This is a genomic window from Halobacillus sp. AWM4_238, from assembly GCF_056158265.1.
Map to the genome: position 1 here is coordinate 2,821,616 of NZ_JBSWSY010000002.1, position 16,707 is coordinate 2,838,322.

The following is a 16,707-nucleotide window of genomic DNA, read 5'->3' on the forward strand; positions in this document are numbered from 1 at the left end:
AATCACCTTATTTAGAAGATCCGGCTTTTTGTTCTACTTTTTTATTAGACTTGTCCTCTAGCTTGGAATTCTTGCGAATATAATCCGAAATGAGCTTATAATAAGCATTGGCCATCATCCAGATGCTCTCATTCTCATCTTCAAAGAACTCAATATTAAAGCCATCCAGTTTATTATTCAAGGTTTTAATATAATCTTTCAGAACAGCTGAACCGCCACCGACGAAATAGCAGATTTCAGACTGGGAATTCTTCTGCCATACATTTCTCAGATAACGATATTGTTTCTTCGCAAGTTCAAGTAGAATGCGATCGGTAATGTCGTGTACATTCGTGCGGCTTCCTCGTACCATAATGTGATGGCGATCGTTTTTACGTGTAATGATATCCACAACGTCACGACGGCTGTCTAGTTCCACCCCGTGTTTCGTAAGAATCTCATCACGGATCATTTCCAAGGACTCAGAAACTCCAAGATTGAAACCCTGTGCCTTGTCATCATCCACGTTTCGATTTCTAATGACAGCGATATCTGTAGAAAGTCCTCCGATATCTTGAATCAAAATTTGTTTATCGACCAACTCTTTATTGATGATGTTCAAATCATTGTCCATCACCAGGTTCACGTAAGCAGCAAAACCTTCTGGATAGACTTTGACTTCATCAAATTTAATATTTACTTTCATCCCTTGATATTTCGGAGTAACTAAAAATTCTACCTGGTGCACAGACCCAAGAAGTTGTGAGCGATAACCCACGTCTTTTCCTTCTTTTACTTCACGTAATGGCAACCCTGTCCCAAGTGTATAGTTCGCTTCAAGCACATTGTTTTTAGCTGATTGCGCATCTTTCCCAGTAACAGCGTCCATAGCCAGAGAGGCAAACAACATAATCAATGTTTGATCTTCTTCTGATTTGTAACTTCCTGGATCCAGCTCAGCAGAGTTTGTCGTTTTTGTAGCTAAATTCCCCACACGATAAATAGCGTTGTTTTCACGTAGAGCAGGGGAGTGCACTCGAATATGTAGATTATCGAGTGGATCCTTATCATCTAAGTCTTCAATTCCAATAACAGGACGATCCTCCAGGTCTCTTGCGACCACGTTAGGAATGTATAAAGAAGATTCCAATTTTCCAAAGTTCGCCTTCACGGCATCGTTTCCAACATCAACAGCTGCAATTCTAGATTTCGTCATTAAACAGCTCTCCTTTTCTTTTACTAGATTTGACCTCACCTTTCTTTAAATCTATTAAACAATCAGAAAATAGTCAATGCGCCTTTTTACGTATTCATATTTGTATACTTGTGTACATTTACGTTTACATGAATACAATAACGCACACAACCCGACGGCAAGCCATGCGTGCGAGTTTGTATACATGTAAACATTATTGCAATCATTATGTTTTCTTTTTTGCACACATGTAATCATTTTTGTACACATGTTTTCATAATTGCAAACACCAGAAGATTCTCCATAAATTCACTTTATCCAACACAAAAACATGGACTTAGTTTTTCCTCTATTTTCTAAACGATGGGCTTACTCTTCACAAAAAAAAGAGAGGAAAAGACCTCTCTTTTTGGAATTATGATTATGTGATGTAGGTACTAAATAAACCTTCTAATTTCTTTGTCAATGCTAAGGACATTAAACCGTTTCCTTCAGCCACTTTTGAATGACCTAGTGGAGTTGTTCGTTTAATAAGTTGAGAAAACACTTCTGATTCAGACATTTTCCTCTGAAACTGAGCTTCTACTAAAGGAATGATGAGAGCCAGGCCACCAGAAACATGAGGAGTTGCCATTGATGTTCCTGATAATCGAGCGTATTTCCCTTCAAGATAGGTGGAAAGGATGTTAACACCTGGTGCTACAAGATCAATTTGGTCATTCGTGTTCGTGAATGAGGCTAAGCCACGCCTTTCATCTACGGCGCCTACTTGGATGACTTCATTGTAAGCTCCCGGGTAGGCATACTCCATCGTATCTTCACGACCATCCCCTTCATTACCTGCTGCACAAACAACGGAAACCCCTTCAGAGATAGCTTTTAAGATCGAATTCCTTAGTTCTGGTGTATCATCTGGTCCTCCAAGTGACAGAGAGATCACTCGCACACGCTCATTGTTCTCCCCTCTCCATTGAACCGCATAGTCAATAGCATCTGTAATCCACTGATATTCCCCACTCCCCTCTTCAGAGAGAACCTTGAGAATAAGGAGTTTCGCTTGGGGAGCTACACCAACGACGCCTTTTCCATCTTCCCGAGCAGCGATCGTGCCTGCAACGTGAGTTCCGTGTCCGTTATTATCTTCATAGTTGTCAGGATTTCCTTCATGGTCGTTTGTAAAGTTACGCCCACCTACAATTTGCCCTTTTAAGTCTGGATGATCGCTCTGACACCCCGTATCAATAACAGCTACCACACTGCTCTTACCCTGTCGCGTCTCATTCCATAAACTTTGAGCTTCAACCATATGAACACCATTAGGAACTTCATTCGTCGTATTCAAAATAGCGTCCATGCGGTAAGGAATCAATTTCATTCGATTCATCATCTTCCTCCTTCATTTATGAACTACAAGCTGGAAGACTGGTCATGAAGAGTGATCTTTCTTAAGTATAACACCGAACGTATGTTACGTTCACAATATAAAGAAAAAGGGGACTTATATATGACTACCTGTTAGATACAATGAATAATTGTTCTTAATAAAGCTTGTTATATAACATATTTTAGGTATAATAAAAATAATCATTCTTTATAAAGAACACCATTACAGTTAGTGAAGGAGGATGATTTGTGATAAAGAAGATGTGTCCCAAATGTCATAGAGCATCCTATAGTAGTGGGAGTAACGGACCCTGGGCTTGTCCTATATGCAACGAAGACCTCACCCTTTCAGCACCACTTCCTCCACAATCTAATGTTACTCCTATCCCTAAAAAGAAAGTAATTCAAGCTTATATCACAAATAAGACCGCTTTTTGAGGTGGATGGCAAGTATTTCATTCAAAAGATACCCGACCTGTACATAAACTGCATGACGCAATGGTTCACGATAGAAAGAAGTGTCATTCATTTAATCCTACGATTAGACTTATTCACATGTGAATAAGTCGTTAGCACTTTTATCTGCTTATCCATATAATAACCACATGTAATGAAAGTGATTGGCTTTCTCGACCACCTATAGACTATAGAGCGTACAGATAATGGTTGAATCGGCTGAATACGTACACAAGAGGGTGCATATGTTTCTAACAACACCTAGAAATTTAAGAACCAAATGTTTTTTCACATAAGGTTTTCAGTACTTATAAAATGCCGTACAGCTTTCCTTAATGTGCTAGCGACAACCTCACAGTTGAGATGATCAAAACAAAAACCGGTGGAAAATCGTAAAGATTTTCCACCGGTTTGTTTATCATTACTATTTTTATGGCAAGTACTTACGTGGGTTTACAGAATTAGAACGTGCTCCATTCCAGCTTCCTTCATGGATTTCAAAATGAAGGTGTTGACCTGTTGAAGCCCCAGTGCTACCCATATTTCCAAGGAACTGGCCTCTAGATACAGACTGTCCAGCAGAGACGGCAGGCGTACTTCTCAAGTGAGCATATACCGTAGTGAACGTTTGTCCATTGATACGATGGGAGATCATGACAACATTTCCGTAGCTTGATGAATAATTGGCACGGATGACTGTTCCGTCTGCCGACGCACGAATCGGAATCGTTCCTCCAGCAGCTAAATCAATTCCTGAGTGTAATTTCGGCACCCCTGTAATCGGGTGTATTCGATTACGGTCGTATTCTGATGTAGCTGGTGCACTTGCTGGCCAGCTGAATAGAGCTCCACTATTTGAGGAGGAAGATTGACTGGAAGAGCTTGAATCCGAGCTTGAATCCGAGCTTGAATCTGAGCTTGAATTACTGCTGCTCGTGTTTGATACACTTGCTTTCTTTTCTGCAGCTTCTTTTTCAGCTGCTCTCTTTCTAGCTTCTTCTTCCGCTTTACGCTTTCTTTCACGTTCACGTTCAATTTCCTTCTGAATTGCAGCTTCCTGCGCAGCAAGGGTTTCCTGTTCCTCTTCAATATCCATCACATGGTTATGCGCGAGTTCTTCATCTCTTTCGAGACTCTCCATCAATTGGTTCTTTTTTTGCTTTTTCTGATCAAGTTCTGCTTTCAAAGTTTCTAACTCTTCCAGCTTTTGCTCTAAAGCTGCTAGTTCATTTTCAACCTGAGCTTTTTTCTTTTCTACTTCTTCTTTATCTGCTTTATGTTGTTCTAGAATTTCCTTATCCTGTGTTGCGATGGTGTTCAAACTCATGACACGCTCTAAAAAGTTACCGAAACTTTCAGCGCCCATTAGAACATCCAGGTAATCAATCGCTCCACCGTTTTGATGCATGGATTTAACGCGATCCTTTAGAAGTTCATCTCGTTCGGCAATTCTTTTTTCAAGTGCAGCAATGTCTGCTTTCAATTGCTCGATGTTTTCTTCTGTTTTGGCAATTTCATTATCTTTTGTTTCAATCTTGTTCATCGTTTCCATGACTTGCTTGTCCAACTGTGCGATTTCTGCGTTTACTTCTTCCTGCTGTTGTTGAAGCTTATCAATCTCTTCCTGCTTCTTTTGTTTTTCTTTTTCCATTTCAGATTGCTTCGAACGGTTTTCCTCTAGTCTTTCCTGGTTCGTCTCCGCGTTGACTGTCTGGGAATAGAGTGGAAAACCGGATAGAATAAGACTGACGGACAGAGCGGCTACTAAAACTCTCAACTTCAAACTTTCTTCCTCCCCCGAATCCTTACCTTTTTATTTTTGGTAGAACAATAGATTTAAACTCTTAAATACTTACGAATGGACGTGAAACTTCCCCATAGCCCAATGACAATTCCCATCAGAATCAACAGTGCGGATACTTTAAGCACGAATGGGTATACGGGTAGCAATTCAATGAATAGTGTAGGGTATCTCGTGGTTACTTCTGTGTAAAGGTAATCATAACCGAACACTACGACTGCAATAGGCAGCAGTGCCCCCAGAATACCAATCAGCAAACCTTCGAAAAGAAATGGCCATCGTATAAACCAATTGGTCGCTCCGACCATTTTCATGATTTCAATTTCTCTCTTACGTGCAACGATCGTAATTCGAATAGTATTCGCAATTAGGAACATCGCTGTGAATAGAAGACCGGCGATTACCGCATATCCTACATTACGAGCTACATCCATAACATTGAAAAGACGCTGAACGGTTTCTTTGGCATATTCAACCTTTGCGACACTATTAAAATCTTCAATCGTCTGTGCGACAGTTATCGTATCTTCTGGATCATCTGTTTTGACGATATAGACATCGTTTAATGGGTTCTCATCCTTCAGAGATTCAAACACTTCCCCATCATCGCCTAGACTATCAATCAGTTTATCCAATCCTTCTTCTTTAGACTGGAACTGAACAGATGAAACCGCCGATACTTCTTCAATTTTGTTCTTTAAAGCTTCACGGCTATCATCTTCAGCCGTTCGCTCTATAAAGACACGAACTTCTACATCTTCCTCGATCTGAGATGCAAAGTCGTTTAAGTTCATCAGCAATGTGGCAAAAACTCCAACCAGCAACAAGGTTACAGTCACAGCAGAAATAGACGCTATGGACATCCACCTGTTTCTAGTTAAGCTTTTTACTCCTTCTTTACCGTGGCGACCGAAAGTTTTAATTTTCATTATGCTGGTCACCCCGTGTATTCTGTTCAATCTCTCCGGCGTATAGAACAGAATTCCTCAGAACATAAGGTGCTAGACTGCGGTGATGCAGATCGAACAATTTATATCACTTCCTACTAAACTCTCATTTTGTTAATCTATGTTGACTGTTGTATGTACTTTAAGTCGTCTGTTGCATTTTCCTACCTCATTATATCAAAGATATTCGCTAAATAAAGACAAATTATTATTACATTTATGTTTCATATCGTAACAAAACTCACCTATAATTGCCTTTTCTATCGACAAAATATGATCTATAGAAGAACTGCCCCGGTGTATAAAGTCGTAGGTTTATAAGACCAAAATTCGCACCCTAAATCCTATGTGAAACGTCTAAGAGAAGAAAAAATGTAGGTTGAAATTCTAAAAGTAGACAAAAAAATAAGACAATCCAGTTGGAATTGTCTTATTTTTTCATTTTCCTTAAGGTTTCCAGCTCTCGCCTGAGCCGAAAATTTTCCTGACGGATGGAGTCCAGGCTTTCGGGTTTTTTACCGATTGGTGATAGCTGGACTTCATACCAGGATTTTTTCAGAGCGTCGTTCACTTCACTCGTCCTTCTAATGATGGCAGAAGGGTAATGGGACTTCAGGTGAGATACCTCTTTTTCCGAAAGCCTCAATTCCCGAAAAGATATGCCCTCTTTAAAGGACTCTGACAAAAACTGCTCAAACTCACATTTAGCCATGATTCGACCCCCTCCTGAAGAATGTTGCTTGTTACAAATATAAGAAGGGGATTCGCTTTTCATGACTTTTGATAAACAGTTTCTTTTACAACAACGTTTGCGACGACTTCCATAGGGTCGATGAGAGGAACAGGAAGGTGATAAGGCTTCAGCACGAGACCAATTTCCGTACAGCCAGAGATAATCAACTGTGCCCCATTGTCCAACAGCTCTTGCGAAGCGTCCTTCAGTAGTTGGAGAGGTTCTCCATCTGTGTTCCCACTTTTTATTCCATTTTCACCATAGATAGCCCTCATCACTTTATCATTTTGTGTATAAGGTGTGGGATCGATCACTTCTAAATGATCAAAATACTTTTTGAAAAGTCCGGTCTGCAGGGTCCCGGTAGTAGCGAGCACACCGATTTTTTGAACGGATGGAAAATGATTTTGGATGTACTTCTTCAACTCCAGAAAAGCGTTTAATAATGGGAATGACACAGCCTTTTGAACCTCTTCGATAAAGTAATGGGCGGTCATACAGGGAATGCAAGCCACATCCACGTCAAGTTTTTCTAAGTTTTTAGCCGCATCAATCATTTCAGGAACAGGATTCTCCCCTTTTCCTGAAATGGCTTCTGTACGGTCAGGAATCTTCGCATTGCTATCTATAATCACTCGATAATGTTCTTGATCATTCCTTGCATTCGTCGCTCGGATAATCTTCATATAACATTCGGCCGTTGCTTCAGGTCCCATCCCCCCGAGAATGCCGATAATTTTATCATTCACTGTTTTTCCTCCTAACGAAAGGACCGGTCTCTTGCTGAAACATTTTAGTCAGAGGATCCCTGCAACTCTGTTCTTCAACGGCTTGAACAATTTCTCTTCATCCATTTCCGGACGTGTCTTGTTCAACTGTTCCAGGGCAATTTTTGCTCCAGGGTCCATCCCCTGGCATCCTGCTAACAAAACGACATCGTCTTTTTCTGCTTCTGAGAGCGCATGGTGGATGGCATCATCCAACTCTTTATACAAGTCTACACGGATACCTGCTTCCTCCATCATTTCCTGAAACACACGAAGCTCTTCTTCGGTCACCCGGTCTTTTTCATCCACATGGGAATGGCTGAGCGTTGCGATGACTTCTGTCAGCCCCAATTTAGGTGCCCATTCCACAATAGCTTTCGCATTTTCTTTGTTTACTGTAATCCCACGACTTCCACGTATCGCATAGACGAGCTTTAGATTTGAGTATTCCATTTGCTGCAATGTATTTAAGGTTACGTTGATATTTCCATAGTTGGCAAAATGGTCGTCCAAAATTTTAATATCATCCTCAAAGACCATTTCAAAGCGCCGCTCAACACCACCGAACCCTTTTAGTCCGGCTTGAATTGTTGGAATCGGTACCTCATTCAACAGCCCTACAGCGATCGCTACCATGGAGTTGTACACAGAGTGAAACCCTGGAGTAGAAAGTTCAATTGAGAACTCCTGCGGCTCATAGGTTGTCCCCTCTACAGTAAATGGCTTGCGTATTTCCACCGTAAACTTCGCCCTTCCTGTGGTAAGGTCCAAGTCTTTACATACCAAATCTCCGTCTCCAGTTTCTACACTGAATGTAAGCAAGTTGGCTTTCGTTTCGTCAACCAATGAAGCCGAATACGAATCATCAAGATTCAGAATCGCCCATTTATCTTCACCCGCATTACGAATCAGGCTTGCTTTACTGTTGAAATATTCTTCAAAAGAACCATGCAGATCGATATGCTCTCGGCTTATATTATTTAATGTAACGATATCAAAGTCTACACTTCCGACTCTACTTAAATCCAAGGCTGAAGAGGAAACTTCCATCGTGACGTGAGATACATCCTGGTCTCTCATTTGAGCGAAATAGTGGTGCAGGTCGAGGGATTCAGGTGTCGTCAATTTTGTAGGTTCAGAGTAGTCGCCAAATTTGACCACGACCGTACCAATCAAGCCTGTTTTAAGGCCATGCTCTTCCAGAATGGCATCAGTCATGAATGAAGTGGACGTTTTCCCATTTGTCGCTGTAATTCCAATGGTCTTCATAGCTCTTGAGGGATGACTGTAAAAAGCATCGCTCAGTGCAGCTAGAGCACGACGACTGTCTTTGACTTGATATTGCGGAAGATCATCCCATCCAGATTGGTGATCCTCGACCACAATGGCAGCCGCTCCATTATTAACGGCTTCCGCTACGTACCTGTGCCCGTCTGTCTTGAACCCTTTAATACAGACAAACACATCTCCCTGTTCTACGTTTCTTGAATTATATGCGAGTCCTCGGACGTCCAAGTCCCTATCATTCCATGATCCGATGACATTAATGAATGATAGCAATTCTTTTAATTTAGCCATTCTTATCTACCTTCCCTGCGTTGTTTTTCCGGTCCTTTGAGTTCAACTTCGTTCCGTCCTATATAGTTCGATTACTGGTTAGCTTTTCCTACGGTCCACCATCTATATTCTCATCACCATGGTTACCTGTTTTTCTTTGTCACTTTGTTTACCACAAGAGTCGCCAATTTCTTTCCAAAGGAGAACGCTGGTTTGGGATCTTTCGGGTCCCAAATCGCGTGGGCTTTCGGTCTGAAATATGACTTCAAGACTTTCTGAGGAGAGAGTTGTCCGGTTTTGATATATTCCCTGACAGCCAGAAGGTCCTCATAGGCATACCAGAAAACAAGGTTCTGATCCTCTTCCACAGCTTTTGGTGCGACTGGATCCCCAGTCAACTCTTTATAAGTGATATAAGGGATATTGATGCCTGTCTTCTGCAATAGGTGGTTCAGATTTGTAATACGCACATTGATTTCAATTAAATAGTATTCGCCGGTTTCGGAGTCCTTTTTAAATTCAATTTCAGCGAAACCTTTATATCCGATTCCTTCTAAAAACTTCGCCCCAAGGTCATAAAGCTCCGGGACATATTTTTGCTGGGTATATACAGATGCCCCGTAATTCACAGGGAATTGGCGAAGTTTCTGGCAAGTTACCCAATGCGTCACCTTGGAGTTTTGATCCAAATATGCATCAAACGTGTACATATGGTCATCAAAACCAGGTATGATCCGCTGAACGATCACTTCAATACTTGCTTCTTTCGCTTGTTCCACCTTCTCGAGCAGTTCTTCTTTATTGTGAACTTTGAAAAGCTTCCTTCTAAATTTCGATACAAAAGCTGGTGAATCAACCGGCTTCACAAGACAAGGGTATTGGATTTCCTTTTCGACTCTTTCTACAAGATTCTCATCATCCACTTGGACCGTTTCCGGAACAGCTACACCATGCTGGGATGCAAGCGTGTGGAGGGTACCCTTGTCCATTATCTTAGTATATAACCCTTGTTCCGTTTGAGGAATAAGGAAATATTCCTTTAATTGCAGTAGATATTCATCCACGAATTCCACATACGGATCGGCTGTCGGTATAAGCACAGGGACCTCGTCTTGTTTTTTGGCATAGTCAATCAAGAACGTCTTCAGACCTTCTGGATCTTCCTTATAATGAGGGCCAATCAATGCTTCTGAACAATACTTGGACTCAAGCCCATAGGCACCTTCCCAGTCATAGTCCACTGCTGCAACATGAACATTATGAATGCCTAGACATCTGATCGTACTCAGTCCAATATAATAGTTCGCTCCTAGAACAACCGCTTTATTCGCCATGAGATATCCCCTTTTCCATCTGTTGAATTGTACTTGAAAAATTATATAGAACACGTATTTATTTTGGTTGCTTTCTTTCTATATGTAAACATATCTATTTTACCACAAACAGGTACCTAACAAAACGTAAACCCTCTTCGCTTAGCCCGAACTATCAGAGGATATCTAAGGACAAGGGGTGACTCCGTTTAACAAGGTGATGATTGAAAAGTCCTTGCTTCCGATCGGAGTCTGAACCTTCTTTTTATGCTGATTTAACCTTGCACCCATGTGTATAGATAAGGATTTAGAAGAATAGAAAAGAATTTACGTAAATATATTTACTTCAGTGTAGAATTTGGTATTATATACAAGGATTTAATAAAATAAAGGCGAATAAACGGGCTGATCCATGGGAGAAGGTTATGTTTGTTCAAACCTGAAAATATGAAGAGGAAAGGGGATAATAGCTCATGCTTACATCTCTTTATGTGTTGTCTTTGACCGTTTTGCTTACGTTCCTTGTTTTATATGCCGTTGATAAAGTTGCCCGTCGCTTTAAGAATATCCAGAATCCTACGCTTCAACAAGAACAAGTTCCTGCTGAGGTCGACTTCAGTCATCAGACGTTCAAATAAATGCTAAAAAAGAAGGTGGCCCTGCACAAGCAGGAGCCACCTTCTTTTTATATGAGTATAAACCTTAACAAAGAGCCGCTTTCCCCTGAGAAAAACGGCTGTTATAACTGGATTTCCCATTCTTCTCTTAACTCTATAAAAGCAGCATAAAGTCGAGTGGTTAATTCGTCTTCACTCTCCGTTCCAGCCTCCAGCCCAAGTTTGGGCAGAAGGATTTCCGCTACTTCTTTGGTCATGGTGCTTTTTTCTGCAGGTTTTAACGTCGGGTACCGATATACATAGGTTTTCAAAAGGTCCCAATCTTTTTTCGTAACGTTTTGCCTTTGCCAGGTACCAATCACTCCATGATGGGGCTTCAAGGCACGGTTTTCGATTTCTTTTTCTACGAGTGTCTGTTTCTTTTTCGAACGTTGTTTTTTCCGTTCGTGGATGACGATCGTGCCTCCCACAAGATCTCCCAGCCTTTTGTGCTGGGGATGGAAGAAAACCATCAACATGCCTATAAGATAATAAAATGGCAGCATATCGATAATTCTTAATAAATTTCGTATCAATATGGACAGAACCGTTGCTTTTCCTCCATCCTCTTTAACAACACGAAGCCCCAGCATCATTTTTCCTGGAGTTTGTCCTCCGCTGAACCATTCGAATAAAAAGAAATAGCCCCACTGAATGCCAAATAAGATGAGAATGACAAATGCAATCAGCCACCCACGGCCTTCCATCATGAAGTCCACATGTGCTTCTGAGAAGATGAGGATCGCAATCATTCCGCTATATAAGAGGCCTAAAAGAATGGCGTCGACCATTTGAGCCGCTCCCCTGCTTCCTAAGCCTGCCAGCTGAAAATTCAAAGTCACATGTTCCGGGGTCTTTACACTCCACCTTTCCTCCATCTTCTTCCTCCTTCTTTATGGGTTCCCATATGTCTTTCGTTTTTCTATAATAGATATAGAATGTAAAAAATTCCCGTATTGCAGGTGAAACTATGAACTATCGATCTTTCGTCCAACGCCACCGTGAAGAGTGGAAACGTTTAGAAGAACTGATTCAGTTGCTACATAAGAACAGACAGCAATGGACTCCGAAACATTTAGAAGAGTTTCAGCGACTTTACCAAAAAGTCACCCAGCACCTGGCATACAGTCAAACCTATTTTTCAGAAGAAGAAACGACGGATTACTTAAACGACCTCGTGACAAAAGCACATAACATGCTGTACCAGGAAAGTACCTCCAACTGGAAACAACTTAGGCAAATGTTCGGAAGTTCATTCATCACGCTCATTGGAGAGCAATGGAAATTCGTGGTCATCAGCATGCTTTTATTCTTTTTTGGTGGTCTAGCCGCTTTTCTAGCTGTCTACCAAGATCCGATGAGTCTTTACACAATTTTGCCCGATTCCATCTCTCAAGCCGTCGATCCGAGCCGACTCGGAACACAAGATGGAGGAGTGAATTCACCGGTCATGTCAGCAGAGATTATGACCAATAATATACAAGTTGCCTTTCTAGCTTTTGCAGGGGGCGTGACCTTCGGGGTGTTGACTGTTTACCTTCTGGTTTACAACGGAATCATCGTCGGTGCCCTGGCTGCCTTGTTCATGGTGCATGAAAAATCGTATGACTTCTGGGCCTACATCGTCCCACACGGAATCATTGAACTGACCGCCATTTTCATTGCAGGCGGGGCAGGTCTTTTAATGGGCTATAAACTCTGGGTTCCCGGCAAACGAACGCGCAGCTATCAATTAAAAACCTATGCCTATCAATCCGTTCTGTTGTTGATTGGAACAATTCCGCTCTTTATAATCGCAGGGATTGTAGAAGGTTACATCACCCCATCAACCTTATCTCTTGAGGCGAAATATTCGTTTGCCTTCATTACTGTTCTCGGGCTTCTAGCCTACGTAGTCGTTGGAAAAATCAATGCAGGAAAATCTAAAGAAGCCCTCGATTCATAATATTGATGTAGTGGGAAACAGCTGCCGTCGCAAGTTCCTCTTCCGGTGCCTCTATCATTTGGAGCCCTTGTCGTTCCCACTTTTTCAATTCCTGTTCTTTATCCAATACATGCTTTTGGGCCATGGTTTTCACTAGTGTGGATTGTACATCCTCCGGGGCCCGCTTCGTCTGGGAATCGATGACTCTGTCCTCAATCCCGATCATTAAAAACAGATGCGAGCGCCGCAATCGTTGCAAGTAATGCAGCGCTGCTTCTTCGTATAGAAAGGTGCTCACATCACTGAACAATAATAGAAGACTCCTTCTGTTTTGCACCTTCTGCAGGTGTTGGAACACGGCCGTATAGTTTGATTCATACCCTTCCACTTTCAAGTTATATATCTGTTTCAGGATGGTTTGCATATGAGCCATCCCTTTTGCAGGCGGAACATACACGTGAACGTGCTTTGAAAATGCTAGAACCGCCACGTAATCGCCCCTTTTCAAAGCAGCGGTCGCCACTGTCAACGCAGCTTCCAGTGACTTTTCCAAGCGGTTATTTTCCTCTAGCTCGACGCCCATCATCCGCCCACAGTCGATCAATAAAGTGACAAACTTTCCATGCTCTGGTTCATACTCGTTGGTCATCAGGTTCTGCACCTTTGCGGTTTGTCTCCAATTGATTTTACGGATGTCATCCCCCACCACATACGACCGGATTTTACTGAACTCTCCTGCACCCACCTGACGTTTCTTCAATCGCGTTCCTTCGTAAAGAAGAAAACGCTGCGCGTCCTCAAGGAAGTTTCTGCTTTCTGTGAGATCTGGAATAATCCGGATGTTTTCAAATTGCTCCACTTTCATCTGTTTCTCCCATAAACCGAAGCGGGAACAATAGCGGATATGAAGGTGAGGAAGTAAGTAGTCTCCGCGTTGCTCAGCGTGAAAAGAAAACGTGACGTGCGCTTCTTCATTTCCCTCTATTTCTTTTATCAAGGGAAAAGGTTGGCTGAATGATTGGGGAAAGTGATCGACAACTTCCACCTTCATCCTTTTGTTTGAAGAATTTCTGATCACAACAGTGGCCTCGTTTTCATTTCCCCGCTCCAATTCTCCATTTATTACCCGTTGAATTTGGAGGTCTTTTCTTTTAGGGGAAAAGGTAAGGTCCATCAAACTCAATACTAGAACCGCCCCATTCGTAGCAATGGTGAAAGCCCAGGAACTGCCTGCCCAGGTGAGCAGGATCAATACAAGCGATAAGAAGAAGAGAAGCACCAGGAGACGCTTCGTTGGAACAATCCCGCTATCGCGGAACAGGAACTGATCCCACAAGTTCTTGAATGATTTGGTCATGGGTCACTCCCTCCAGTTCCATGTGTGGCGCTAAAATCACCCGATGTCTCAAGGAGGGAATCGCCACCTTTTTAACATCATCCGGGGTAACGTACTCCCGTGACTCCAAGTATGCCCATGCTTTCGCAGCCTTCGCGATAGAGATGCCCGCCCGCGTACTTGCACCATGGCGGACCGCTTCCGTTTCACGCGTCTTGCGTACGATCGACATAATGTAACCATACATTTCATCGGTCATTGTGACGCCTGTGATCTCTTCACTGATCCCATTGAACTCTTCAACCGTCAATAGCGGTTGTACAGCTTCCCCTTCTTGTCCTGGAACCATCATCTTCTTCAGCACGGCTACTTCTTCTTCCATAGACGGAAAATCAATATGTAATTTGAACAAAAAACGATCCTGCTGCGCTTCCGGTAGTGGATAAGTCCCTTCAAATTCTACCGGGTTTTGGGTCGCGACAACGAAAAAAGGCGCCGGTAGCGAATACGTCTCACCCTGAATGGTCATCTGCTTTTCTTCCATTGCTTCTAGCAAGGCGGCTTGTGTTTTCGCAGGTGTCCGGTTAATTTCATCAGCAAGCAGAACATTCGTAAACACAGGACCTTTCATCGTCTCAAATTCACCCGTTTTCATGTTGTAGATCATGCTACCAGTAATATCACTCGGTAGAAGGTCCGGCGTGAACTGAATGCGCTTGAAGTCACCTCCAAGGAGATTTGCTAACGTTCTTACCATTTTAGTTTTTCCTGTACCAGGAACACCCTCCAATAACACATGCCCACCCACAAGAACAGATGCCAGCATCAAACGGACATTCCCGGACTGCCCATAAACTCTCTGTTCATAGGCTTGTATCAATGCAGATAAATTTTCATTCATGACCTTTGCACCTCTTTCCTCATCTGATCGAATGTATGCGCCCCATTTAAAAAAGCTTTTTTATCAACGTCGGTTTTGTTATCCAACGACTCCACGTTTTTCGTCCATTTCTCCCAATTCTCAAAATCCTGATCTGGCAATCGATAGGATAGCGTGTGACGGATCTCTTGCCAAGACGCATGAGAAGATACGCCGAACCGCTCCTGTAAAAGCTTTCGAATGTAGGATTCCTGGATTGCTAACGCCTCTCTGTAAAACTCACCTTTCCGGTACCAGGCTGCAAGAGCATGTAACCGTTCGTCCCCGAATCGGACAACCGCTTCTCTCGGCATGAACGAGGGACCGAACCGTTTTCCCTGCATCCATAAAAAGAAAAGCATGAACAAAGCAAGCTGAACGCCGAAGACAATCAGCCACTTCGGATATACGTCCATCCCCGCAAAAAAACCGTCCTGGCCATGGATGTATTCATCAAACCATATCCGGCTACCCTCAACTTCTGAAGTTAATAGTGACGAAATCACTTCATAATGTTCCCGTTCCGTAATCTTTCCATTGGTGAACCAGTCCGGATTCATCCCTACGATCAGCACACCGTCCCCATAAGGGCGTTTAAAGGCCAGCACCCCTTGAGAATCGCTCAAAAGGACATGATCAGGATCCTTTGTCTTTAATCGATGCTCATGTTGGACCTCTACGGTGTATGTACGACCACGATCATCTTCCACCATTGTTTCACCTGGAGAGAAGACACCATATTCTACTTGGGTATCAAAATAGCCGACAGGATTATTTTTCATCAGCCAGATGGTATTCCCTTCTTCCATCCACTCTTCATACTTTTCCATCTCAGCTCCACTGACAGTAGAAAATGGTTCGATCATCAAAAGGGTCTGTCGTCTACTTGTTTCCGGTAAGCGACTCGGGTGGCTGTCCCATCGTGATGGTTCCTCCCCTTGTTCATCAAGAAGGGTATAGTAGCCTTTGACTCCTGTCTGTGAAGGGGATTCAGATCGATACGGAGGGTACGCTTCCGGCCGACCACTGGACAACCAGTAGAGAACGGCTGCAAGGAGAGCAAAGGTGACCCCAATCCAAACCCATGTTTTTTTCGTAGAGGTCACACGTTTCTCCTCCCTTCTTGATCCATCCACTGAAGCGCCCGGAAACGAAATTCATCAAACTCTTCTTTCTGGAGTGTTCGATTCCCATAGGTGGTTTGATCAAAGATCTCTGCAAGAATGGAAAAGTCAGCAATGATCTCATGGTCAGAATCTTGCAGTTCTTTTTCATAGTCTCCGTTCGTTTTCCATGCTTTCACCTCGACGAGGTTTCGCGCATCAAAATCTAGCAGCATTCCAAGGAATAGATGTCGGGCTGCTTCAGAAAAATGGCCTTCTGCAGCTCTCACATCCGCTTCCTGTACATGCTCTTCCGATGACCAGGACAAGTCGGAAGTTATGCTGAACGTACGCTTTTCTGACCATTTCTTTTCACCAGAGAGTCGTCGTGTAAGTTTAGTGACCAGAAACAACAGAATGCCGATTCCGATGAAACCGAAGAAATAGATCCAACCATTGATGACTGAATCAGAGACTTGGAGATTGGGAAACCATGTTTCTAGCATGTCTTTTACCCATCGGGCGATAACATCCATAAGACGTTCACTTGCCGTAAGAGGTTCCTGCTCATAGGCTTGATACTCTGGACGCTCAAGTATTTCCTTCAGTTGCTCTTTTCCTTCATTTGATCGGCTCAT

General features: G+C 42.7%; 15 protein-coding genes. 2 read left to right on the top strand and 13 right to left on the bottom strand.

The window, feature by feature from the left end:
- Positions 1-7: 7 nt before the first annotated feature.
- From ACXACN_RS14075 to ACXACN_RS14110, 8 genes are all read right to left on the bottom strand, one after another.
- Positions 8-1,195, bottom strand: coding sequence for a ParM/StbA family protein (locus tag ACXACN_RS14075; RefSeq protein ID WP_115823108.1), 1,188 nt, complete (start codon positions 1,193-1,195; stop codon positions 8-10).
- Between the two features lie 400 nt (positions 1,196-1,595).
- Positions 1,596-2,558 (bottom strand): S8 family peptidase, encoded by a 963-nt coding sequence (locus ACXACN_RS14080; protein WP_474965299.1) that lies wholly within the window; start codon positions 2,556-2,558, stop codon positions 1,596-1,598.
- Positions 2,559-3,443: 885 nt separating this feature from the next.
- Positions 3,444-4,796: a murein hydrolase activator EnvC family protein gene (locus ACXACN_RS14085; RefSeq protein ID WP_474965301.1), complete on the bottom strand. Its 1,353-nt coding sequence runs from the start codon at positions 4,794-4,796 to the stop codon at positions 3,444-3,446.
- Positions 4,797-4,849: 53 nt separating this feature from the next.
- A complete protein-coding gene (ftsX, locus tag ACXACN_RS14090; protein WP_474965302.1) occupies positions 4,850-5,743 on the bottom strand; it encodes a permease-like cell division protein FtsX in 894 nt (297 codons plus the stop codon).
- Between the two features lie 448 nt (positions 5,744-6,191).
- Positions 6,192-6,473: a hypothetical protein gene (locus tag ACXACN_RS14095; RefSeq protein WP_474965303.1), complete on the bottom strand. Its 282-nt coding sequence runs from the start codon at positions 6,471-6,473 to the stop codon at positions 6,192-6,194.
- A gap of 59 nt (positions 6,474-6,532) precedes the next feature.
- Positions 6,533-7,243 (bottom strand): cysteate racemase, encoded by a 711-nt coding sequence (gene cuyB / locus ACXACN_RS14100; protein ID WP_474965305.1) that lies wholly within the window; start codon positions 7,241-7,243, stop codon positions 6,533-6,535.
- A gap of 48 nt (positions 7,244-7,291) precedes the next feature.
- A complete protein-coding gene (locus ACXACN_RS14105) occupies positions 7,292-8,839 on the bottom strand; it encodes a Mur ligase family protein (RefSeq protein ID WP_474965306.1) in 1,548 nt (515 codons plus the stop codon).
- 122 nt (positions 8,840-8,961) lie between these two features.
- On the bottom strand, positions 8,962-10,152 hold the full coding sequence (locus ACXACN_RS14110; RefSeq protein WP_474965308.1) for a carboxylate--amine ligase: 1,191 nt from the start codon (positions 10,150-10,152) through the stop codon (positions 8,962-8,964).
- A 452-nt stretch (positions 10,153-10,604) separates the two neighbouring features.
- Between ACXACN_RS14110 and ACXACN_RS14115 the strand changes: the two genes are divergently transcribed.
- The gene (locus ACXACN_RS14115; protein ID WP_474965309.1) at positions 10,605-10,769 is read left to right on the top strand and encodes a hypothetical protein; all 165 of its coding nucleotides are present in this window, start codon (positions 10,605-10,607) and stop codon (positions 10,767-10,769) included.
- Positions 10,770-10,870: 101 nt separating this feature from the next.
- On the opposite strand, the gene ACXACN_RS14120 is transcribed toward ACXACN_RS14115, so the two are convergent.
- Positions 10,871-11,665 (bottom strand): RDD family protein, encoded by a 795-nt coding sequence (locus tag ACXACN_RS14120; RefSeq protein ID WP_474965310.1) that lies wholly within the window; start codon positions 11,663-11,665, stop codon positions 10,871-10,873.
- Between the two features lie 92 nt (positions 11,666-11,757).
- Here ACXACN_RS14120 and ACXACN_RS14125 point away from each other — a divergent pair, with 92 nt between their 5' ends.
- Complete coding sequence (locus tag ACXACN_RS14125; RefSeq protein ID WP_474965312.1) at positions 11,758-12,732, top strand: stage II sporulation protein M; 975 nt, start codon at positions 11,758-11,760, stop codon at positions 12,730-12,732.
- On the opposite strand, the gene ACXACN_RS14130 is transcribed toward ACXACN_RS14125, so the two are convergent.
- The 4 genes from ACXACN_RS14130 to ACXACN_RS14145 are packed head-to-tail and all read right to left on the bottom strand — an operon-like array spanning position 12,710 to position 16,707.
- Positions 12,710-14,068 (bottom strand): DUF58 domain-containing protein, encoded by a 1,359-nt coding sequence (locus ACXACN_RS14130; protein WP_474965313.1) that lies wholly within the window; start codon positions 14,066-14,068, stop codon positions 12,710-12,712. The two genes, ACXACN_RS14125 and ACXACN_RS14130, sit on opposite strands and share 23 nt — an antisense overlap.
- Positions 14,019-14,948, bottom strand: coding sequence for an AAA family ATPase (locus ACXACN_RS14135; protein ID WP_474965315.1), 930 nt, complete (start codon positions 14,946-14,948; stop codon positions 14,019-14,021). Before ACXACN_RS14135 ends, ACXACN_RS14130 begins: the two co-directional genes overlap by 50 nt.
- Positions 14,945-16,072, bottom strand: coding sequence for a DUF4350 domain-containing protein (locus ACXACN_RS14140; protein ID WP_474965317.1), 1,128 nt, complete (start codon positions 16,070-16,072; stop codon positions 14,945-14,947). Before ACXACN_RS14140 ends, ACXACN_RS14135 begins: the two co-directional genes overlap by 4 nt.
- Positions 16,069-16,707, bottom strand: a complete 639-nt coding sequence (locus tag ACXACN_RS14145; RefSeq protein ID WP_474965319.1) for a DUF4129 domain-containing protein — start codon at positions 16,705-16,707, stop codon at positions 16,069-16,071. Before ACXACN_RS14145 ends, ACXACN_RS14140 begins: the two co-directional genes overlap by 4 nt.